A 22794-nucleotide genomic window follows, 5' to 3' on the forward strand; every position below is an offset into this window, starting at 1 on the left:
ATGATGAAGAATAAAAAAAGTATTTTACTGCTTACAGTAACAGCTTTAATTATTCTTATCGGTTTAAGTATTGGTAATCCAGACGGTGTTCACTATCTTTCCCTTTTTGCTGCACTTGTATTTACCATCATAAGCTCTATTTTTATTTATAAAAATAGAGCTTATGCTTCATTTAAACCGCTAGAATGGCTATTGCTGATTGTTTTTTCGTTTATCGTACAGTTTTCACTTTTAGATAACTTACATATGACGAGCTCAACTATTTTTTCACTCGTTTTGTATGCCATCAGCCGTACTTTATTGGCAATGCTGCTGACGGCCGCTGTACTCAGCGCTATCAAACAGATAAACGATTTTCACTATACATTTGCACACCCAAAGCGTTATCTAGGAATTGTTACGATTCTTATTTTAACTGTTAGTCTATATTACTGGTTCGCCTTTTTCCCAGCGGCCATGACTCCTGATTCATTAGCACAGTGGAGACAGGCACATAACGGAGAATTTAACGATTGGCACCCTATTATGATTACGTGGCTCATTATGCTGCTGACAAAAATATGGGATAACCCAGGAATTGTAGCGTTCACGCAAATTGTTGTTGTAGTGAGCATATACGCCTATACATTTGACTTTTTCATTAAACGCAAAGCACATCCTGTTATGATTGGACTTTTAACAGCCATTATTGTCATTATTCCAAGCTTTTTAATCTTTTCAATTATTATTTGGAAAGACATTTTATACAGTGCTTTTCTGCTGTTTTTTACGGTTAACATTGCAAAAATTTATCTGTCAAAAGGCGCTTGGGTTAAAAGTAAAGCGAGCTTTTTCTTACTTTTACTTTCCGCATTTGGAGTAGCTTTCTTTAGACATAATGGTTTTCCTGTATTTGTTTTGACTTTCCTTTTAATGATTGTCTTATTCAGAAAAAATTGGAAACCTCTTGTCACGATTTTCTTAGTCGTCTTTATTTTACAAAAGATTGTTACAGGCCCTGTGTTCACGTGGCTTGATGTAAAACCTTCAGATCCAAATGAAGCTTTGTCTATTCCAACTCAACAAATTGCAAATATCATTTCAAATGATGGGGAGATGTCAAAAGAAGAGCGCGAATATTTTAATAAAGTGCTTCCTATTGAATTGTGGAAAGAAAAGTATAATCCATACAAAAGTGATCCAATTAAATTCACGTGGAAATACTATGACCGCGAATTTATTTTTAATGATTTAGGTCTTTACTTTAAGAACTATGCTAGCATTGTCATCAAAAATCCTTATCTAGCAACGGAAGGCTTTCTCAAACAAACGGCTTTAGTATGGCAAATCAACCCTTTTAAAGATGGCTACACGGATACGTACGTAACCAACATTTATTACGGCAATGATTTAGGTCTTAAAAATAAAGTAATCGAGCCGTTTATTACACATACTGCTAATGCTTACTTAGCTATTTTTAAGCACCCTGTTTTTACATTCTTATGGAAACCAGCTTTTTATCACTGTGTCATTTTATTATTTTCATTAATGCTAGTGATTCGAAGAGGAATTACGTCACTCATTATCGTCATTCCGTGGGCTCTTAACACGCTTTCTGTTCTTGCAGCATTGCCGGCTCAAGATTTCCGATATTTATTAGCAAGCGTATTTGTGTCTTTCTTCTTTATTGGTCTTCCTTTTATCCGATTTGATCAGAAAGAAAAGGATGTGACCTCCTGATGGAGAGCAATTACAACAAAAAGCTAGGAATCACACTCATTATTGTGGCTTCCCTGTTTACAGCTGTTGGACAACTTTTTTGGAAGTTGTCCGAAGCTTCATTTAACTTAAATTTAATTATTGGTTTTTTTCTTTATGGATTAGGAGCGGTGTTTATGATTGCCGCTTTTAAATTTGAAAGAGTTTCCTTGCTTCATCCATTTTTAAGCCTAGGATATGTCATCAGCATTGCTCTTGGTTTCTTTCTATTAAATGAAACCATTAGCCCTATGAAGCTGGTCGGTACTCTTATTATTATCGTAGGTGTAATTTTAGTAGGTGGCCAAGATGAATAGTATCCCACTTTTAATTATTATGACCCTTTTAGGTTCAGTTGGAGCTGTCTTTTTCAAGTATATTTCTACGTATTTAAACGAAAAAAAGATAAAACTAGCGCTTATTTGCTTTGTAGGCGGCGGCCTTTTTTACGGGGCGGCAGCTCTGCTTAATGTGTATGTTTTAACGCTGTTACCTTATTCTATTGTATTTCCGCTTACGTCTATTACGTATATTTGGACATTAACATTCGGTTACTTTTTAATTAAAGAAAAAGTTACAACAAAACAAGTTATCGGCTGTATTCTTCTAATTGTCGGATGCTTCTTTATTGCTAATAGTTGGTGAGATAACTTGAAAAGGTAGGAGTTTCGCATGAAAAACTTAAAATTCGCGAGCATTTTACTGCTCATATCAACATTATTTTTGAAATTTTCTAGTATGATTCGTGATTTAGTTATTGCTAATTATTTCGGTACAAGTTATATCGTCGATTCATACAACGCAGCAATGATTATTCCAAACGCTTTTATCTTATTTATGTTAACGGGGATGAAGGATGCGTTTATTCCTAGTTATTTACGTTATGAAAAAGAAAATAAAGGAAAGGTTCATTTAACTAATATTGTTAAATCAACCTTTCTTATTTGTTTCATTATTTCGGTTCTCGGATCAATTGCGGCTTTCTTTTACTTTCCCGCTTCGTATTCTAATTTTTCTAAAGCAGCAATCGAACTAGGAATTTATACGGGCGTTATGTACTTCTTATCTCTTTCATTAGTTGGAGTGAATGCCGTATACGAAGGTGTATTTGATGCACGAAGTCAATATTCTTTCTCTGTGTTTTCTCAAACGGTTGTTGTATTATTTACAATTTTAAGTACAATCCTATTACATTCAATTATGGGCGGCTATGCAATTGCTCTTGGCTATTTTATAGGAACTATTGCTTCTTTCTTAATTAAAGTTGTCTATTTTAAACCGCAGCATCTGCTGTTATGGAAGCAAAAAATTGACCGTGATGAAGTGGTGGCTTTTTATAAAGTATTCATCCCTGTTGGTGTGACCATTATGGTCGGTCAAATTAATTTAACTGTAAACTTCTTCTTTGCTGGCTCCTTTGGTGAAGGTGTTATTTCATACTTAAATTACGCCTTCAGACTTGTAAGTATTCCCCAGGCAATATTCGGGGTTACGGTCGCAACCATTATTTACCCGCTGATTGCAAGAGCCATTTCTGAAAAAGATGAAGAGCGCTTTAAATCAGGAATTGAAAAAGGGATTACGTTTATGCTGATGCTGCTGATTCCGACGATTGTTATCATGATCTTTTATATGAAAGACATTGTAATGATTGCTTACCAGCGCGGTGCATTTGACGCACATTCGACGTTAAAAACAACAGATGTATCTTATTATTACCTAGGTTCGGTGTTTTTCTATTCCCTGCAAGCTGTTCTTGCAAAAGGATTTTATTCTCTTCAAAAAGGTTATCTTATTATGAGAGCAGGCTTATTATCCATTGTGTTAAATATCATCTTTAACATGATTTTCACTAAATTTATGGGATACCAAGGATTAGCACTTTCCATGTCAGTAGTTGCCTTTTTCTATACGGCTATCGTATTCGTTATGCTGGCAAAACAAATCAATCACTTCCATTACGGATATCTAGTGAAAGAAACAGGAAAAATTCTTTTAGCTTCCGTACCTGTTGCGATCGTCATGTTCTTCTTAAAGGACATCGCATTTTTGAATTCATTACATGTTATCTTACGATTTGGTATTGTCTGTATTGCAGGTGGTTTAGTATACTTAATGTCGACGCTATTATGCAGAGTAGAAGGTGTTATGCTTTTAGTTAAAAGAAAACGTTAATTCACGTAAAACAGGAGAGTACTATATGAAGAACACATACTGGTTATTTTTTCTGTTCGTTGGTTTTATTTCAATTCAGCCGATTATTGATATGCTAACGACGTACATGGTTTTGAACATGGATAGTGGTCTCTCAATTGGGGTTGTTATTCGCTTTCTATATATGATTTTTGCAGGTGTCCTACTTTTAGTGTTTGCCAAACAATCAAAATGGGCTAGATATTCGATTATCTACCTTATTGTTTTTGCACTCTTTCTTGGACTCAACATCTACTTAAATCATCAATGGAAAGATCCTTATTATATTGGGCAAGAAATTAAATTTTTCAATAAAGTTGTTTATATGAACGTTACGCTGCTTGGAATGATTGTGATGTTTTCACATTATCGATCATCTGTGGATGTAAAAAGAATACTGAGCAAAAACTTATTAACTGCTTCACTCATCATCAGTATTGTTTTTATCGGTACAATGCTAACGGGTACAGCACTAGAGAGTTATCAGTATAATAAAATTGGGTTTAAAGGCTGGTTTTATGCAGCGAATGAGCTAGGCGCAACCATTGCTATTTTGCTTCCTCTCACACTGCTTTTAGCTTTAGATAAAGTACGTTCGTTTTCAAAAGCTTATTACTGGATTCCTTTTATCTTGTTAGCCGTTTCGTCCATCATGCTTGGAACGAAAGTAGGCTTAGGTGCCGTTATTCTTTCTTTAGTTGTAGCAACAGTTGTCTTATTTGCTAAATTATTTACGAATAAACGCAGCTTAATTAAAGCCAACTTAGTAATCTCAATTCTGCTTTTAATTGTAACCGGAGCAACTACTCCGATTTCTCCAGCTTATAAAAACACATATACGCACATCGATATGTTAGAGGCTAAAAAAGAGAAAACAAAGCAAGAAAAGCCGGAAAAGAAAGAAAAAGAAAAGCCGGCTAAAAAGAAAAAACAAAAGGAATCAAATTTAGATGATAAAGATATTCAAAATCTGATTCTAAGCAGCCGTGAGCAATTCTTAGCTCATCATAAGGAAGAGTATGCAAAAGCACCTATTGCACGAAGAATGATAGGTATGGGCTTTTCTGGTGACTATACAAAACAGCTTCCGCCAAAGATGATTGAAATGGATTTTTATGATTTGTTTTTCTCTTTAGGTATCATCGGATTTTTACTATGGGTTCTTCCACTTCTAGTAGTTGGTTTAACCGTATTGGTTCGATTATTTAAAGAGCCATCACAGCTTCTTGATGAAAGCTTTATGATGTATAGTACAGCAATTGTATTAGCTCTTGGAATTGCTTTTGTAGCTGGGCATGTCTTTACAGCACCAGCCGTTACCATCTATTTTGCAGCAGCTGCTGCTTATCTGTTCGTCATTCATTTTAAACAAAGACAAGCATAAAAAAAACAGGTCATTAAAGGCCTGTTTTTTTATCTTTTTAATGGCTGAAGGCTTAACACCGTGTCACCCGCATTAACGTTTATTTCTTGATCATGAGCAAAAAAACTCAATGCCTTTCCTTGCTTGCTCACTGCTAGTAAAAGAGAATCATCGCTTTTCTCCTCAACATATGTTTCATACGTATATTCATCCGTAATTTTTGTATTGTAAATCGTATAGCCGTGCTCCATTTTATGATGCAGAAACTCCCACGTAATTCCTTTCTTAAAGAGCATACGTCCTCTTACTGTGTGCATAATTTCATCGACATCTTCTCTTGAATCTTCTTGGTCACGAATGCTCAATTGAAAAACATTGTTCCGCCCCATATCTTGAAGAAAAGCAGTACAAACAAGCGCATTATATGCATCTAACTCAGTTGCAGCAATCACATATTCATAAGGAGTTAAGTCTAGATGATATTCCGTTTGCTCAGCTAGTACTTCTCCGTGATAAACATTTACCTCCGCTCTGCGCGCAACTCTTAACCGCTCCCACGAAGAATCAGCAACTAATACTGGATAGCCCAGCTGTTTTAACTTCGTTGCAAAGGCAACCGTAAAATCATTGCTTCCCACAAGCAAAATACCAGGTTCTTCGCCAATCGATAAATCCAGCTTTTTAGCTAGCCATGAAAGGGAAAAACCGTGTGCACAAACCGTAGCAAACACTAAAGCAAATGTCAGCGTTGTTAAGATCGAAGCATCTTTAAATCCTTCATCAATTAGTACTTTCGCAAAGTAGCTTGAGACCGTTAACGCCACAATTCCGCGCGGGGCAATCCAGCCAATCAGTATTTTTTCTTTTATAGATAAATCTGTGCCTACCGTTGATAAAAAGATGGAGACAGGTCTGACAATAAACAGCATAAGTAAAACAAACAAAATAATATTCCAATGAAAAATTTCAGTAATGGTCTTCATCGTCAGTCCAGCCGTTAACATGATAAAAATAGTAGAAGTTAATAGAACCGAAATATTCTCTTTAAAGTGTCGCATATCACTAATAGACGAAATATGCATATTAGCAAGGGTAATCCCCATCGCTGTTACTGCTAGAAGACCTGTTTCATGCTTAATTTCATCAGCTACTGTAAAGCAGGCAATAACGACAATAAATACGACCGGAGATTTTAAATACTCTGGAATATGCCCCTTTTGAAACATCCATCCTATTCCGCGGCCAAGAATCCATCCTATTAAAACGGCAATAATAGAGGCTACGAAGAAAAAGAGAATTGTTTTTCCACTCACTTCTCTCAGCACTAAAAATTGAACAATTTCAAACGAAAAAACGGCCAACAGTGCACCAAATGGATCGACAATAATACCTTCCCATTTTAAAATCGCTGCTGGTTTTGGTTTTAATTTAGCTTGTCGTAAAAGAGGTAAAATTACGGTTGGACCCGTCACAATAAAAAGCCCTCCGATAACAATTGCCACCGCCCAGGATAAATCCGCTATATAATGAGCAGCTAAAGAGCCTAACATCCAAGCTAGCATGGCTCCCAGTGTCACAATGCGAAACACGGGCTTTTCGATTCCTCTTACCTCTCTCATGTCTAAGTTCAAGCTGCCTTCAAATAAAATAACAGCTACAGCAATCGATACAAAAGGATCAAAAAGCTGAGCAAACTGTGCTTTAGGATCAATTAAACCTAAAATAGGGCCTGTTAGCAGTCCGATAATCGACATCACGACAATTGCTGGTAGCTTAAATCTCCAAGCCAGCCACTGAGATAGAACTCCTAGTCCCACTACAAGTGTGATATGTACAAGCATAGGTTCCATTGTATCTTCCTTCTCTCGTTCTCATAATGTGTATATATTTTCCCTAAAATAAACCGATGTTATACAGGAAGAAACAAACACTACCTTGTTTTACCACTTTTTCAAAAATGCTAAACGCCTCTCCCCTCTTTGAATCCAAGCTATTTTCCTTCGTTCGACACATATCTTACTCATGTTTGTCGAATTTCACTTTAGTATAAAATAGTAAAAAGCCTTTAGCTGCTGCTAAAGGCTTTTTACCGGATGATCCAATTCATATAGCTTTTGATAGTGACTGTTCGTAGCAAGTAATTCCTCATGCGTTCCGCGAATGGCTATCTTTCCATCTTGTAGGAATAAGATTTCATCCATCTTTTCCATCCCAACTAAATTATGTGTAACCCAAATTAAAGTTTTGTCGTGAAGAGTTTCAAAGATAGTGGATAACAAACGCTTTTCAGTCACGGTATCCAACCCTGCAGTTGGCTCATCCAGCATAACAATTGGCGTACGCTGAAGTAGAACACGTGCTAACGCAATCCGCTGACGTTCTCCTCCTGAAAAGCGCTGACCTGTTTCGAGCATAGACGTTTGATATCCTTGATGCAAACCTTCCACAAGGGAGTGCATATTGACTTGCTTCATTGCCTCAATTACCTCTTCTTTTGTAGCCTCTTCATTAGCTAGTAATAAATTGTTTGCTACGCTTGTATTAAATAAATAAGGATTTTGATTTAATACAGAGATGAGTTTTGGTACATCTTCACGAACTTCAGCAACAGACTGACCGTTTAGTTGAACTGTACCTTCTGTAGGCAATAAGGAGCCTTGCAGCAGCTTTAACAGAGTCGACTTTCCAGCTCCGCTCTTGCCAAGAATCGCAATTTTTTTCCCTTGCTCGACTTGAAATGAAAGATCATGAATGACTGACTCTTCCTCATTGCTATAGCGAAAGCTTACATGCTCGACTTTTAAGCTAACCGAGTCCCATGAACCTTTGTAAGGTAGGGAAAGAGTATGTTTTTTCTTTCCATTCACAGATTCCCAGTTATTTTCCATTTCCTGCACTCTATTTAATGACTCTTCAAATTGAGGAATTTTTTCTACTGCATTAGATACCGGCAGCAGTGCTTCAGATAAAGGAAATACTACTAAAATAAAAGCAGCAATAAAAACACCTGCAAGCTCTTTGTCTGCAAAAAGAGAAGCCCCAAACCAAATCATTGTGACAATTAAACCTGCTACAATAACTTGGCCAATCAATTCTCGGTAATACGTCCATAGTTTAAGCTTACAATCCATGCGGTCTAGCTCATCTTCTGTTTTGTTATACGAATGAAAAAATGACTGCTGCTGACCGCTTAACACCCAATCAGCAACTCCTAAAAACCCGTCTGTGACCTTAGCATATAACTGTGCTTTGCTTGATTTATATCGCTGATTGGCCGCTTTCATATGCCAAAGGGAAAAAAGCGGCATCACCACTACTAACAAAAATAAATAGATGGCAATCAAACATGCAAACTTTAGGCTAAAGAATCCTAAAGCTACAATCGAAATAACGTATAAAATAACAGCTGAGATTGTTGGAAGAATGGTACGCAAGAACAAGTCTTGTAAACTTTCAATATCTTCAGCGAGAACCGCTAAAACATCTCCCGTTCGATAGCGGGATGTAGCAACTAACGGTTCAATCAAATGATAAAGACGTGTACGCATTTTAGCTAAAATGCGAAGAATAAAATCGTGACTAACAAGACGCTCCGCATAACGAAAGGCGGCTCGACTTAAACCAAATGTACGCACAAGCACAATGGGAACGTACACCAGTAAGATTGTTTCTGGACGTAAGGAAGAAGCTGAAATCAAGTAACCTGATGTGAACATTAGCGCACAAGCAGAACCAATCGTTAACAAGCTTAGTAATAAGATAGAAAAGATACGATATTTATACGTTTTAAAGTAGGGCCATATCCAACTTTTATATTTCATCATATCTCCTCCTCTTCATGTAAAAATTGATAGTAAGCTCCTTTTTTTCGAATCAGTTCTTGATGATTGCCGACTTCTGTAACCTTGCCGTTCTCTATTACAACAATGAGGTCCATATCTTTCATCCAATGCAGACGGTGCGTAGCTAAAATAAATAACTTGTCTTGAAACATCGTTAAGATATCTTGCTTTAATTCATATTCCGTTTCAATATCTACTTGCGCCGTTGGTTCATCAAGCATAATAATAGGGCGATCGTTCAGAAACGCCCTAGCTAGGGCAATCCTTTGAGCTTGGCCACCGCTAAGCTGCCGTCCTCCATCTCCTATCACTTCATTTTCCTTCTTAGGCATCTGTTGAATCGTAGATAAAAGTCCTGCTTTCGTTAAAGCATCTTCATAATCATAAGAACCGCCTCTATCCTGATAAAATTCAATATTTTCTTTTACTGTTCCATTAAAAATAAATGGGTGCTGAGGGATATACGTAATCTGCTTTTGCCAAGCATCTGAGCGTAAATCAACCGGCACGCCGTTTACTTCAGCAGACCCTTCTGTAAATTGTACAAAGCCGCTCAGTATATCAATAAGCGTCGATTTTCCAGCTCCGCTTTTTCCTATAATCCCAATTTTTTTACTTCCTTTAACATGAAGTGACACATCTTCAAGAGAAGGCGGCTGCTCTTCGTCATATTTTACGGTGATATGACGCAATTGAATTTCACTGTTTTCCGTCCAATCAGGAACATCTTCTTCTTTAGCCGACGGTTTTTCAGCCTGCTTTACAATCTTAATTAATGCATCTCCGGATTCTTTTCCGTCTAATGTTGCATGGTAATCGTTTCCGACTTCCCGTATCGGCAGGAAGTATTCAGGCGCCAGCAATAAAATCATAAGTGCAGGCTCTAACGTCATCGAACCGTTCACTAGCCGCAAACCGAGCATAACAGCCACGATGGCTACAGATAACATCGTAAAGAAATCTAAAGCAAACGTAGATAAAAAAGCAATTCGGAGCGTTCCCATTGTCGCTTTTCGATAGCGGTCACTGACTCTTCCAATCGTTTCAGCATGCTCCTTACTTTTCCCGAGAAATGTTAACGTTTCTAATCCTCGAAGCGAATCTACAAAGTGATTGGACAGCACATGATACGTCTCCCATTGGCTATCTATTTTTTTCTGGGCAGCCAGTCCAAGTAAAATCATAAATAAAATTAAAATTGGCATAGTTACAAGCAAAATAATGCCTGAAAGCCGATCTTGATACCAAACGAAAGCGAGCACTAGCCAAGGTGTAACGCTGATGGCGGCCAGTTTAGGCAAAAACAGCTCAAGATAAGCGCGAAGCTTCTGTAGGCCTGTGGTGATGAGCGTCACCAAGTTTCCTGTCCCTTCATTTTTGGTAAAGCGCGGTCCGAGTGCAAAAATGCTTTTCATGACCGTCAAACGAAGTTCCTGAGTCGTTTTGACTCCAAATTGATATGCTGTTTTTTTCACTATAAAACTTACGATCTGACGAATCATAAAGGCAGACAAAAACAATCCGATTGCTTTTGTCTGCGAAGTTAAACTTTCACCATGAAAAAGAGCAGTAATTACTTCGGCAAGCCACTTAGCTTGAAAAATAATGGCTACACTTTGAATAGTAATAAGCCCTATTAACACGGCAAGAACCATTTTTATTCCGTTGTAAACCATTAAATTTCTACCCATTAGTACTCCATATGCTCCTTATGATCTACACGTTTTCTAAAAACGTAGTAGCTCCAAATTTGATAACCTAACACAAAAGGCAGTAACGCAATAGCAGCGTAAGACATAATTTTCAAGGAATAATTCCCTGATGCTGCATTATGAATCGTTAAACTATAGCTTTCATTGACTGAACTAACCAAAACGGTTGGAAATAATCCTGCAAATATAGAGGAAATTGATAAAATTAAAATTAAGCCAGACATAGCAAAGGCCCATCCGTCTTTTTTCCGTGTAAGGAAAAATCCTGCTAGTAAATACACGAAAATACCGATAAAAAATGTGTATAGCATCAAGCGGCTATGATTGCTGAATAAATTTGTTTCAAAAAACGTCATGCCTGAAAAAATAAGAAGCAGCAAGGCATTAACAGGCAAAAGCTTCATGGCAACTTTTCGTGAACGATCTCTAATGTCATCCATCGTACGGATCGTCGCAAAAATAAGTCCGTGCCATAAGCAAAGCATCGTTAGCGTCACGCCGCCCGTTATGGTATATAGATTCACAATATCCGAAAAGCCGGCATTCATTTGCATGTTGCGCTCAACAGGCAATCCTTTCATTAGTGCTGAAAATAAGATGCCGAAAATGAGCGGTGGAAAAAGACTTCCAAAGAAGATAACCCAATCCCACGCATTTTTCCACGCTTGTTTTTCAACTTTTCCTCGAAATTCAAATGCTACACCGCGTCCGATAAGCGAAAGCAACAGAAGAACAAAAAGAACATATGACCCGCTTAATAGCGTTGCATACCAGTTTGGAAAAGCGGCAAACATAGCACCGATTGCTGAAATTAACCAAACTTCATTTGCATCCCAAAAAGGACCGATTGTATTAATAAAAGCTCGTCGCTCTAAGTCGTTTCTTCCTAAAAAGCGAGACACCATTCCAATCCCAAAATCAAAGCCTTCTAAAAAGATAAAACCAACAAACAGAATGGATACTAGCAAATACCAGAATTCATTAAGAGAAAACATTGTATCCCTCCTTTGTAAACGGATCAGTTGATGTTACTTTTGTATGTGCTTCGTGATCGTGATCTGGACCTTTTTTAATTTCTTTAACGAACAAGAACACCATAATCACAGCTAAAATTAAGTAAAAGAACGAAAACGAGATAATAGAAAATAGCAATTCACCTGCTGTTACACCAGGAGACACGGCATCTTCGGTTTTCATATAGCCAAATACAACCCAAGGCTGACGGCCAATCTCTGTCATAATCCAACCTGCTGAGCTTCCAAGGAACGGAAAGGCGATGGCAATCGTCATAATACGTAAAAATAGTTTGCTTTCTTGAAGTTTTTTACGAGAAAGCAAGTACGTACCCCAAATGCCTAATGCACATAATACGCCACCTAGACCAGCCATAATGCGGAAACTCCAAAACGTTGTTCGAACGGGTGGAATATAATTTCCTTCTCCATATTTCGCCGTATACTGCTGCTGCAGCTCATTCATTCCAGGAACGGAGCCTGAAAACTTACCGTATGATAAGAAGCTTAATAAGTAAGGTATTTTGATTTCACTCGTATTTTTCTTTTCATCAGGGTGAATATTTGCTGTTACTGTCCAAGCACCTGGACTTCCGCTGTTTTCCCATAATCCTTCACTTGCGGCCATTTTCATCGGCTGTGTTTTAACTAAATATCCGGCCTGTTCATGCCCAGATAGTGCAATTCCTACACCTGAAACTAGCCCTACAAGGATAGCAACTTGAAATGATTTTTTAGCAAAAGCCACATGTTTTTTCTTCAAGAGCATAACAGCGCTGACACCCGTGATAAAAAAGGCGCCTGTTGCAAACGAACCTAAAATTGTATGAGGGAATTCGACCCACAGCTGACCGTTCGTTAACAATTTAAAGAAGTCATTCATTTCTAAACGGCCATTATTTAGCTCCATTCCGACCGGATGCTGCATAAAAGAATTAGCCGTTAAAATAAAGAACGCTGAAAAGATAGTACCTAGACTAACAAGCCAAATACATAGACAGTGCAGCCATTTAGGCAAACGATCCCACCCGAAAATCCACAGTCCAAGGAAAGTGGACTCCATAAAAAACGCGAGCAGTGCTTCAATAGCGAGCGGCGCACCGAATACATCTCCTACAAATCTTGAGTACTCTGACCAGTTCATGCCAAACTGAAATTCTTGTAAAATACCTGTTACGACTCCGACAGCAAAGTTAATCAGGAATAAGTGCCCCCAAAACTTTGCCATCTTTTTATACTGTTCATCTTTTTTTACTACGTACATCGTTTCCATGATCGCTACTAAAAAGACAAGGCCGATAGACAGCGGTACAAAGATAAAATGAAACAGCGTCGTTGATGCAAATTGAATACGTGATAGTATGACTGTATCCATCTTCTTTCTCCTTTCATATATAAGAACATTCATCATTTCCATAGATACTTTGCTCATTTCTGAGCATCTTTTACTTATATTGTGAAACATTGAGCATAACAATTCGAGAAATATGCTCAATGTTTCACAAACATATGTAATGTCTCTCTTTCTATTTACATAGTATAGTCTATTTTTTTAGCTGTGCACGTACATTTTTTGAACGTTTTTAGACTAAAACGTGACTTTCTTGTGACAAAAAAGGGAAGGATCTCTTTATTTTTTCATAAAAAAAGCACGCTCTGATTTGAGCTTGCTTCTCTACGGTCGATATTTTGCTTTCGCATTTAATTTAGATTGACGAATGATTTGGTTAATGACTTCAGAAAATACAATACCAATGGCAATTGAACCTGAAATCATAAAGGCTTTTGCTGCAAGACTAATCGCTTCATTATAATTATTTTCTACAAAGTTACGCATGGCATCGTATGCTGTTCCCCCTGGAACGAGCGGAATAATACCTGCTACGGTGAAAATAATGATCGGTGTACGATAAATTTTTGCGTAAATTTGACTAATAATAGCAATAAAAAAGGCCGATGCTACAGTGCTTGGAATTTCATCTACACCATAGAACGTTAGCAAATAGTAAATGAGCCAGCCAATCATTCCGACAAAGCCACTTTTTAATAATGATTCACGTGGAACATTAAAAATAATCCCAAACGCTGCTGAAGCAATAAAACTTGTAATTATCTGCTCTACGATATGCATATGATGCCTCCCTTCTATAGAAGCGTAAATACAATGGCAATACCTGCACCAATAGCAAATGCCGTCAGAAACGCTTCTGCTCCTTTTGATAATCCAGACAGTAAATGTCCCGCCATTAAATCTCGCACTGCATTGGTAATCGATAACCCAGGAACGAGAGGCATAACGGATCCAATAATAATTTTATCAATTTGCGTTCCTAGTCCTGAAGCGACTAAAAGAGCTGATAAAAGTCCAATAACTAACGAAGCGGTAAACTCAGCAAAAAAGCGAATCGGAATAAGACGGTGGAAATACACCACGGTTAAAAATCCGAGACCTCCTGAAAACATCGCTGGAATAAAGTCCGTCCATAAACCTTGAAACATGATTAAAAAGCATCCGCTAGAAATGGATGCAGCTGCAAGTTGAACCCATAGTGGAAAAGCTACGTTCGTTGCTTCAATTTCTTGTAGCATTTCATACGCTTCCTCCAAGGAGATGTTTCCTTGACTGATGGTTCTTGAGACGCTATTTACCATAGTTACTTTTTTTAAATCGGTCGTTCGTTCGGAAATACGAATTAACTTCGTTTTCGTCGGTTCTTTCGTTTCAAGTGAAAACATAATCCCTGTTGGCGTCACATAGCTGTGGGATTTTTTTATACCGTAAGACGCTGCAATCCGCATCATTGTGTCTTCTACTCGATACGTTTCTGCTCCGCTTTCTAACATAATTTTACCTGCTAGTAAGCTAACGTCCATAATTTCATATTTATCTAATTTTTGTTGTGTCATCAAATCGCTCCAAACATATTAAAGCTTGGTTTTTTCCCCTACAGCATACAGTGTATAAGAAAGAGGGAAGTGGACGCAATGGTTAATGCAAAAAAGTGTGGACTTTTTGTCTCACACTTTCAGGAATAGTATATACATTCCTTATCAATTCATACGTTTTGTGGTCTCACGCTCTACTAATACAGGTGCCATTTTATACTGTACCTGATCTATTTCTTGCTGATCCTGAATTTGCTGAAGTAAGAGGTTTACTGCTTTTTCAGCCATTTTTTCCATCGGTTGACGGATGGTTGTTAGCGGAGGTTGCGCTTCACTAGCTTCTGTAATATCATCAAACCCTATAACAGACAAATCCGCTGGAACGTGAAGTCCGTTTTGCCACGCACAGTGTATCACTTTCAGAGCAATGTAATCCGTAGCACAAATAAGCGCAGTTGGGGGCTCTGGATGATGAGCTAGCTCATTTATAAACTGATATAGTTCATCTGAGTTATTCATATCTTCTTTCACAAACTTTGCGTTTGCTGACGGTACATACTGATAAAAAAGAGACAGACGGTGCTCGACTCCGCTTACAGCTTTTCCAACGAACCCGATATTCTTATGGCCAAGGTCCGTTAAGTGAGCAACAGCTAATTGCATTCCCACCGCATCATCTACATGTACAATTGGCCAAAGTGCAGAAGAGCCGTCTCCTGTAAGAGAAACGTAAGGCGTTTGATATTGTTTTAATACGTCTACAAACGGATGCGGAGCGGCTACATAATCTAATAAAATGACTCCATCAAACCAATGATTCATCATCACATTTAATTGACGCTCAGCCGTTGTTTCTTGGTAATCCGTATGTCCAATAAGAACGTCCATCCCTCGACTTTGAACTTGCTGCTGTACCTTTTTTAACAGCTCGATTAAAAATGGGTCTTTTAAATCTCTAATTAATATCCCGATAATCCCTGTTTTTTGGGCCCGCAGAGCTGCCGCAAATGGATTTGTCTGATACCCTAAATGAGCTGCTGCTTTTAGTACTTTTTGTTTTGTTTTTTCACTGATTTTAATTTTACCGTCTTTATTATTGAAGATTCTTGATACCGTAGCTAATGAAACACCCGCTTCTTTTGCTACTTCTGTAATCGTGACTTTTTTTCTCCCCATTCGTACCGACTCCTATTTCCTTTTAGTCTATCGACCAAGTAAACATTTTTCTTTATTATACTACTAGAAGTCGGAACCACCCAAAACTACCTTCCCTACTTTTCACTAAACAGCCACTTTAACACATCTCGAATTTTTTGATCCCAATATGCCCAGTCGTGACTTCCTTTTCCTTCTTCATATGTAAAACAAATAGGCTCTTGCTTACATCGCTCGGAAAAACGTTTATTTTCCTGATATAAAAAATCTTCCGTTCCACAGCATTGATAAATACGCGGAGTCACTTCTCCATAGCGCCGACGATTTTCAAGCAGCCAGAAAAGATCATCCTCAGGTCTAATAACAGGCGGCATGCCAAAAATCAAAGGATAATCTAGGAACTGAACTTCCCCTCGCTCTCCAAGCCCTTCAATGTCCATCACTCCTGATAAACTGGCAGCTGCAGAAAATTGATGTGGTTTGCGAAACGCCCATTTTAAAGCGCCGTACCCTCCCATAGAAAGACCAGCCACAAAATTATCTTCTCTTTTTTCCGATAACGGAAAGAATGACCTAGCCAATTGAGGAAGTTCTTCTGTTACAAACGTCCAATACTTCTTTCCATAAGCCATATCTCTATAAAAGCTACGATCTACATTTGGCATTACAACTGCAAGTCCTAATTCTGATGCGTAGCGTTCAATCGAAGTTCTTCTCATCCATATCGTATGATCATCAGAAAGACCGTGTAATAAATAGAGCGTAGGGTGTTTCTCACTTCTTGTATTGGCTTGTAAACCAATCTGAGATTTTGTTTGCTGCGGTATCAAAACGTTCATTGAAGTACTTATTTGCAATACTTCTGAAAAAAAATCACATTGAATAAACGCCATATTTCTCTTCCCCCTTACTTTTTCTTCCCTATTGATTGATAACAAAACGTACATAATTCATATAAAAGCTAAAAAATAGTTTGATTATTTACAATTTTTAGTTTAACATAAAAACATCTTTTATGAAAACGTTTTACGTATAACGTTTTTTTAAATTAAAATAGTGAACGCGATTCAAAGGAGGCATTTATATGGGGATAGTAAAAGTCACTTCTGACGAGTATAAAGAGCAAAAAGGAAATCTATTTTTTGTTATTTTCATTTCATGTGCAGCTGCTTTTGGAGGGTTACTTTACGGCTATGACACAGCCGTCATTTCAGGGGCTATTGGATTGATGGAAGTGCATTTTAATCTCAGTCCAACGATGGTAGGTTTTGTTGTATCTAGTTTGCTGCTCGGGGGTGCCGTTGGGGTACTTTCTTCAGGAAAACTGAGTGATCGATTCGGTAGAAAAGGTATCTTGCTTTTAGCAGCTTCTTTATTTATCGTATCCGCAATTATGCAAGCGCTATCTTCATCCATCTCTTTTGTGATTATTTCTCGAATTATTGGAGGGCTAGGCATTGGTATGGCCTCCGTTCTTTCTATTACCTATATTTCTGAAATAGCCCCTCCGCACATGCGCGGCCGCTTAGGCTCTCTTTATCAATTTGCTGTTGCCGTTGGGATTGTTTCTGTCTATTTTGTAAATGACTACATTTTATCTATTGGGGAAGACGCATGGCAGAATTCCACAGGATGGCGCTACATTATCGGTGCTTCTGGGATTCCAGCTCTTTTATTTCTTCTTATCCTTTCTCCTGTTCCTGAAAGTCCGAGGTGGCTAGTAAAAGCAAACCGCACTGTAGAAGCTATGGACATTTTAATTAAAATCAATGGTACACACATTGCACGCCAAGAGCTGTATCATATTGAGCAATCGTTAAAAGAAAATCAACCGGCTTCTCTTTCGCTTTTTAAAGAGGCAGGCCTTCGAAAAGCGTTGCTTATTGGTATTCTACTTGCAGCCTTTCAACAGCTTGTCGGAATCAATGCCATTATTTATTACGCCCCGCAAGTTTTTGAAGCAGCTGGAGCTATAGGAGATTTATCGCTCCTTGTTACGTCTATGATTGGTGTAGCTGCCTTTTTAGGCGTTCTTTGTTCCATGTGGCTTATCGACCGGATTGGCCGCAAAGCTTTATTACTTATTGGCACAGCCGGTATGGCCGTTACGCAGCTTCTCGTTTCTTTTGGATTTCATTCACAGGGTACTGAAGGCTTGACTACTAGTTTACTTATTGTTTTTTATTTATTTCTTTTTAATATTTCTATGGGACCTGTTGTATGGGTTGTGATTTCTGAAATTTTTCCTAATCATGCGAGAGGCTATGCAATGTCTATTTCTACCTTTTTCTTGTGGATAGCTAATTGGTTTGTGTCTCAGTTTTTTCCTATTCTTTGGAACAAAGGTGGAGGATCTTCTACCTTTTTATCTTTTATGATTATGTGTATCGCTTCATTTTTGTTTATATGGAAGTGGGTGCCAGAAACAAAAGGAAAGTCACTTGAAGAAATTGAACATATATGGAAGTAAGGGAAGAGGTTGGGGTATAACTAAATGAATCCAATCTAAAGAAAAACAAATGGGATACATGAGCTAAACGGCTTATGACACCGTAGTTGATTTCCGTGCAAGACTTCGCTTTCCGCGGGAGTCTTCATCTCGCCCTCCAATCAACTACTAGAAGAATTTAAACAGATGAAAACTATGTTCACCCTAACAAAAAAACGAACCACTAATCAAAAATTTTGATCAATGGTTCGTTTTTACTTTGTCTAAAATACTTTCGTCCCAGCCTCTTCTTTTTATCGAATTTGTCCATCTCCGTAAATAATATATTTTAATGTTGTTAATTCCTTTAATCCCATTGGTCCACGCGCATGAAGCTTTTGTGTACTAATTCCGATTTCTGCCCCGAAACCAAACTCTTCTCCGTCCGTAAACCTCGTCGAAGCATTCACATAAACAGCAGCTGAATTAACGCGCTGTAAAAAACGCTGAGCATGAGCATAATTTGTTGTTACAATCGCTTCAGAATGATGTGAACTATGAACATTAATATGGGAAATCGCTTCATCGATATCATCTACGATTTTAACTGCCATGATGAAATCCAAATATTCTTTCTTCCAATCCTCATCCCCTGCTGGAACAAGATCTGGAACGATTGTGAGCGCACGTTCATCACCGCGTACTTCTACATCTTTCTCTCGTAGCGCTTGAACAATAATCGGCAAAAATTCATGAGCCGCCCGCTCATGAATAATCAGCTTTTCGGCTGAGTTGCACACCGCTGGACGAGATGTTTTTGCATTAATGACAATACTGGCTGCCATGTCACGGTCATATTCTTCATCAACATAAATGTGGCAGTTCCCGGTTCCTGTCTCAATAACAGGAACCGTTGCATTTTTTACCACCGCTTCAATTAAACCAGCACCGCCTCGAGGAATTAATACATCGATATATTCATTTAGCTTCATTAACTCCAGTGCTGTTTCTCTCGACGTATCTTCAATAAGCTGTACGCTATGCTCAGGAAATCCTGCACTTGCCGCAGCTTGGGATAATACAGAAACAATCGCTTGATTCGAATGAAATGCCTCACTGCCTCCGCGCAAAATAACCGCATTTCCTGCTTTTAAGCATAAGCCTGCTGCATCACATGTAACGTTTGGACGCGCTTCATAAATAATTCCTATGACACCAATAGGTACACGCTGCTGCCCAATTTGTAAGCCATTTGGTCGTTTAGCCATAGACAGCACTTCTCCTACCGGATCTGCAAGCGCAGCTACTTGGCGCAGGCCGTCTGCCATTCCATGAATCCGCCCTTCATTTAAAGATAGGCGATCCAACATCGCTTTTGACGTGCCTTTTTGAACGGCTTTTTCTACGTCTAATTCATTTGCTTTTAAAATTGTCTCTTGTTGATCCAATAGAGCAGCCGCCATTTTATAAAGTGCCTGCTGTTTTTGTTCGCTCGTTACATTTCCTAAGAAATAAGAGGCTTCTTTTGCCTGCTTTCCTTTAAGCTGCAATTCACTCATTTCATTACTCCTTCAGCTTGTTTTAAGAATAACGTTCCAATTTCTTGGCCTTCAATAATATCTCGCAAAATACTTGGTTCTTTCCCATTTGCTAGGATTAAGCTCACGCCTGCACTTGTAGCTGTTTTAGCAGCGGTCAGCTTTGTGACCATTCCGCCTGTTCCAACGTCAGTTCCACTATCTCCAGCAAAATTCTCAAGCTCCGGCGTGATGCCATCTATTACTTTCATTAATTTAGAGTTAGGGTTTTTTGTGGGATCTGAATCAAAGAAACCGTCAATATCAGATAAAATAACAAGTAAATCTGCGTGAATCAAAACTGAAACAATGGCGGATAAATTATCGTTATCTCCAAAACGCACGATGTTTTCAATCTCATCGATGGCAACTGTATCGTTTTCATTCACAATAGGAATCACTTTGTCTTCAATTAATTTTTCAAACGTGTTCACAACGTTATTGCGCACATGTTCATCTTCGATTACATCTTTTGTTAACAGTACTTGACCAACAATGTGACTATACTCACCAAAGAATTTACTATAGATATGCATAAGCTCACACTGCCCGACAGAGGCTGCTGCTTGTTTTTCTCGAATAGAAGTTGGCTTTTCTTTTAACTTTAGTTTTTTTACTCCCACTTGAACGGCACCTGATGTAACAAGCACAACTTCTTTTCCTGCATTCATTAAATCAGATAACACACGCGCTAGTTTTTCAATGCGTGCTAAGTTAATATCTCCGTTATCATAGGTCAACGTAGATGTCCCTACTTTGACTACGATACGCTTGCTATTTTGTAACTCTTGACGATGGTTCACTCATTTCATCTCCCTAACTAAAAACACCTAAATGCGTACTAATTTTTTTAAAAATTATAGCAGAGATTATGTGAAAAGTCTTATAGTTTTTCAAAGGGAATTTGAACTTTCTAATTTTTTAAATAATTAAGGGAAAAACTGGTGATAAAAGCGCTTTCTTCTTTTATAATGAAAGTTGTAAGGGGAACACACAATTACATAACGTTGTGTAGTAGTACAAACATCAGACAACTAAGGGATAGGGGGATTTGTAATGAATGCGGTTACGATTGTTATTGGATCTATCTGTATTTTAATGATTGCGTATCGGCTTTATGGAACATTCATGGCTGTTAAGGTCTTGAAACTAAACGATGCGCAAAAAACGCCGGCACATGAGCTTGAAGATGGAAAAGATTACGTGCCAACCAATCGATGGGTAACATTTGGTCATCACTTTGCAGCTATTGCAGCTGCGGGTCCGCTTGTTGGACCTATTTTAGCAGCTCAGTTTGGCTATTTGCCCGGACTGCTCTGGCTTTTAATCGGAGCTGTAATCGGAGGAGCCGTTCACGATGCAGTTGTGTTATTTGCATCTATGCGCCAAAAAGGCCAGTCGCTTTCAGAAGTGGCTAAAAAAGAGCTAGGACCCGTCGCTGGTTTTTGTACAGGTTTAGCTATGCTTTTTATCATTACCATTACAATGGCCGGTTTATCTATGGTCGTGTTACACGCCCTTGAGAAAAATCCTTGGGGTACATTCGCTGTTGGAATTACCATTCCGATCGCAATGGGGGTAGGTATTTACCACAAAAAAACAGGTAATTTAAAAGCGGCTTCTACCGTCGGCTTCATTTTAATTTTAATCGCCGTATTTAGCGGTCCTTATATTCAAGGAACAGCTTTAGGAGATTTTTTAACGCTAGATATTAAAACACTTTCAATTATTCTTCCCGTTTATGCATTTTTTGCAGCGGCCTTGCCCGTTTGGCTGCTTTTAGCACCTCGAGATTACTTAAGCAGCTTTATGAAAATTGGTGTCTTTATCGCGCTGATTGTAGGCGTGTTTTTCGTAAATCCAGCAATTCCATTTCCTGCAGTTACTGAATTTATTCACGGAGGCGGCCCTATTTTAGCAGGACCTGTGTGGCCGTTTATTTCCATTACGATCGCCTGCGGTGCTATTTCTGGCTTCCATGCATTTGTTGGTTCAGGAACAACCCCTAAGATGCTCGATCGTTGGAGTGACATTAAAGTTGTAGGCTTCGGCGCGATGTTAGTCGAATGCTTAGTAGGAATTATGGCATTAATTGCTGCAACTGCTTTACATCCTGGAGACTATTTTGCAATCAACTCTACACCTGAAGTATTCAAAACGCTTGGCATGAACGTAACGGCTCTTCCTCAGCTTAGCCAAGAAATTGGCCTAAACTTAGAAGGCCGTACAGGCGGCGCTGTTACACTGGCTGTAGGAATGACGTATATTTTCACGGAAATTCCTTGGTTCAGCCACCTGTCTTCTTACTTTTTTCAATTCGTTATTATGTTTGAAGCAGTGTTTATTTTGACTGCTATCGACGCGGGTACACGCGTTTCCCGCTATTTAATTCAAGACTTTTTCGGTGAATTTTATAAGCCATTGAAGCGAGTAGACTGGCTTCCTGGGTCCATTTTTGCAAGTGCCCTAGCCTGTTTTATGTGGGGATACTTATTGTTCTCAGGAGATATTGGCTCAGTTTGGGCGCTGTTCGGCGTATCGAATCAGTTAATGGCATCCATTGGTTTAATTATTGGTGCAACCGTTATTCTTAGAATTGCAGATAAGCGCTCCTATATGCTTACTTGTCTTATTCCACTAGCCTACCTTTACGTAACGGTTAACTACGCGGGTTATTGGATGGTTAAGAATGTGTATTTAAATGAAGCTGCGGCAGGTTACAGCATATTAAATGCGACTCTTTCAATCATCATGCTTATACTCGGTCTCATTATTATGATTGCCGCGATTCAAAAATGGACGCAGCTTTGGCGCACGCCTCAGGCTGAACTAGCGGCGAAAGCAAACTTATCACAAAATATATAAAACGAACACGCTTGCTTATATAA

The 22794-nt window shown here is 38.5% G+C and carries 18 protein-coding genes; 7 read left to right on the forward strand and 11 right to left on the reverse strand.

The window, feature by feature from the left end; genetic code table 11:
- The 5 genes from NST66_RS25410 to NST66_RS25430 are packed head-to-tail and all read left to right on the forward strand — an operon-like array spanning position 1 to position 5314.
- Positions 1 to 1719, forward strand: coding sequence for a DUF6020 family protein (locus tag NST66_RS25410; RefSeq protein WP_033580378.1), 1719 nt, complete (start codon positions 1 to 3; stop codon positions 1717 to 1719).
- The gene (locus tag NST66_RS25415) at positions 1719 to 2054 is read left to right on the forward strand and encodes an EamA family transporter (protein WP_013059873.1); all 336 of its coding nucleotides are present in this window, start codon (positions 1719 to 1721) and stop codon (positions 2052 to 2054) included. Before NST66_RS25410 ends, NST66_RS25415 begins: the two co-directional genes overlap by 1 nt.
- Complete coding sequence (locus NST66_RS25420; RefSeq protein ID WP_340843732.1) at positions 2047 to 2382, forward strand: EamA family transporter; 336 nt, start codon at positions 2047 to 2049, stop codon at positions 2380 to 2382. Before NST66_RS25415 ends, NST66_RS25420 begins: the two co-directional genes overlap by 8 nt.
- Positions 2383 to 2409: 27 nt before the next feature.
- Positions 2410 to 3912 carry a murein biosynthesis integral membrane protein MurJ gene (gene murJ / locus NST66_RS25425; protein ID WP_013059875.1) on the forward strand — a complete coding sequence of 501 codons (1503 nt, stop codon included), beginning with the start codon at positions 2410 to 2412 and terminating at the stop codon, positions 3910 to 3912.
- A 25-nt stretch (positions 3913 to 3937) separates the two neighbouring features.
- Positions 3938 to 5314, forward strand: a complete 1377-nt coding sequence (locus NST66_RS25430; protein WP_340843733.1) for an O-antigen ligase family protein — start codon at positions 3938 to 3940, stop codon at positions 5312 to 5314.
- A 29-nt stretch (positions 5315 to 5343) separates the two neighbouring features.
- Here the strand turns inward: NST66_RS25430 and NST66_RS25435 are convergent, their stop codons facing one another.
- From NST66_RS25435 to NST66_RS25475, 9 genes are all read right to left on the reverse strand, one after another.
- Positions 5344 to 7143, reverse strand: coding sequence for a cation:proton antiporter (locus NST66_RS25435; protein WP_028411944.1), 1800 nt, complete (start codon positions 7141 to 7143; stop codon positions 5344 to 5346).
- Positions 7144 to 7368: 225 nt separating this feature from the next.
- Positions 7369 to 9114 (reverse strand): thiol reductant ABC exporter subunit CydC, encoded by a 1746-nt coding sequence (cydC, locus tag NST66_RS25440; protein ID WP_340843734.1) that lies wholly within the window; start codon positions 9112 to 9114, stop codon positions 7369 to 7371.
- Positions 9114 to 10826 carry a thiol reductant ABC exporter subunit CydD gene (cydD, locus tag NST66_RS25445; RefSeq protein ID WP_340843735.1) on the reverse strand — a complete coding sequence of 571 codons (1713 nt, stop codon included), beginning with the start codon at positions 10824 to 10826 and terminating at the stop codon, positions 9114 to 9116. The genes cydC and cydD overlap by 1 nt, the downstream gene beginning before the upstream one ends.
- A complete protein-coding gene (gene cydB / locus NST66_RS25450; protein WP_028411941.1) occupies positions 10826 to 11842 on the reverse strand; it encodes a cytochrome d ubiquinol oxidase subunit II in 1017 nt (338 codons plus the stop codon). Before cydB ends, cydD begins: the two co-directional genes overlap by 1 nt.
- Positions 11829 to 13235 (reverse strand): cytochrome ubiquinol oxidase subunit I, encoded by a 1407-nt coding sequence (locus tag NST66_RS25455; RefSeq protein WP_028411940.1) that lies wholly within the window; start codon positions 13233 to 13235, stop codon positions 11829 to 11831. The genes cydB and NST66_RS25455 overlap by 14 nt, the downstream gene beginning before the upstream one ends.
- A gap of 300 nt (positions 13236 to 13535) precedes the next feature.
- Positions 13536 to 13991: a threonine/serine exporter family protein gene (locus NST66_RS25460; protein WP_013059882.1), complete on the reverse strand. Its 456-nt coding sequence runs from the start codon at positions 13989 to 13991 to the stop codon at positions 13536 to 13538.
- Positions 13992 to 14005: 14 nt separating this feature from the next.
- Positions 14006 to 14767 carry a threonine/serine exporter family protein gene (locus NST66_RS25465; protein ID WP_013085528.1) on the reverse strand — a complete coding sequence of 254 codons (762 nt, stop codon included), beginning with the start codon at positions 14765 to 14767 and terminating at the stop codon, positions 14006 to 14008.
- Between the two features lie 144 nt (positions 14768 to 14911).
- Complete coding sequence (locus NST66_RS25470) at positions 14912 to 15922, reverse strand: LacI family DNA-binding transcriptional regulator (protein ID WP_182028521.1); 1011 nt, start codon at positions 15920 to 15922, stop codon at positions 14912 to 14914.
- Between the two features lie 95 nt (positions 15923 to 16017).
- Positions 16018 to 16794 carry an alpha/beta hydrolase gene (locus NST66_RS25475; protein WP_340843736.1) on the reverse strand — a complete coding sequence of 259 codons (777 nt, stop codon included), beginning with the start codon at positions 16792 to 16794 and terminating at the stop codon, positions 16018 to 16020.
- A 191-nt stretch (positions 16795 to 16985) separates the two neighbouring features.
- Here NST66_RS25475 and NST66_RS25480 point away from each other — a divergent pair, with 191 nt between their 5' ends.
- Positions 16986 to 18371 (forward strand): sugar porter family MFS transporter, encoded by a 1386-nt coding sequence (locus NST66_RS25480; RefSeq protein WP_340843737.1) that lies wholly within the window; start codon positions 16986 to 16988, stop codon positions 18369 to 18371.
- A gap of 272 nt (positions 18372 to 18643) precedes the next feature.
- Here NST66_RS25480 and NST66_RS25485 read toward each other — a convergent pair whose 3' ends face one another.
- A complete protein-coding gene (locus tag NST66_RS25485) occupies positions 18644 to 19888 on the reverse strand; it encodes a glutamate-5-semialdehyde dehydrogenase (protein WP_034263707.1) in 1245 nt (414 codons plus the stop codon).
- Positions 19885 to 20709, reverse strand: coding sequence for a glutamate 5-kinase (proB, locus tag NST66_RS25490; protein WP_013085533.1), 825 nt, complete (start codon positions 20707 to 20709; stop codon positions 19885 to 19887). The genes NST66_RS25485 and proB overlap by 4 nt, the downstream gene beginning before the upstream one ends.
- A 253-nt stretch (positions 20710 to 20962) precedes the next feature.
- Here proB and cstA point away from each other — a divergent pair, with 253 nt between their 5' ends.
- Entirely contained in the window at positions 20963 to 22771 is a 1809-nt protein-coding gene (gene cstA, locus NST66_RS25495; protein WP_014457699.1) for a carbon starvation protein CstA, read from the forward strand.
- The last annotated feature ends 23 nt before the right edge of the window (positions 22772 to 22794 follow it).

Origin of the sequence: Priestia sp. FSL W8-0524, from assembly GCF_038005965.1 — a bacterium.
Classification (GTDB): domain Bacteria; phylum Bacillota; class Bacilli; order Bacillales; family Bacillaceae_H; genus Priestia; species Priestia zanthoxyli.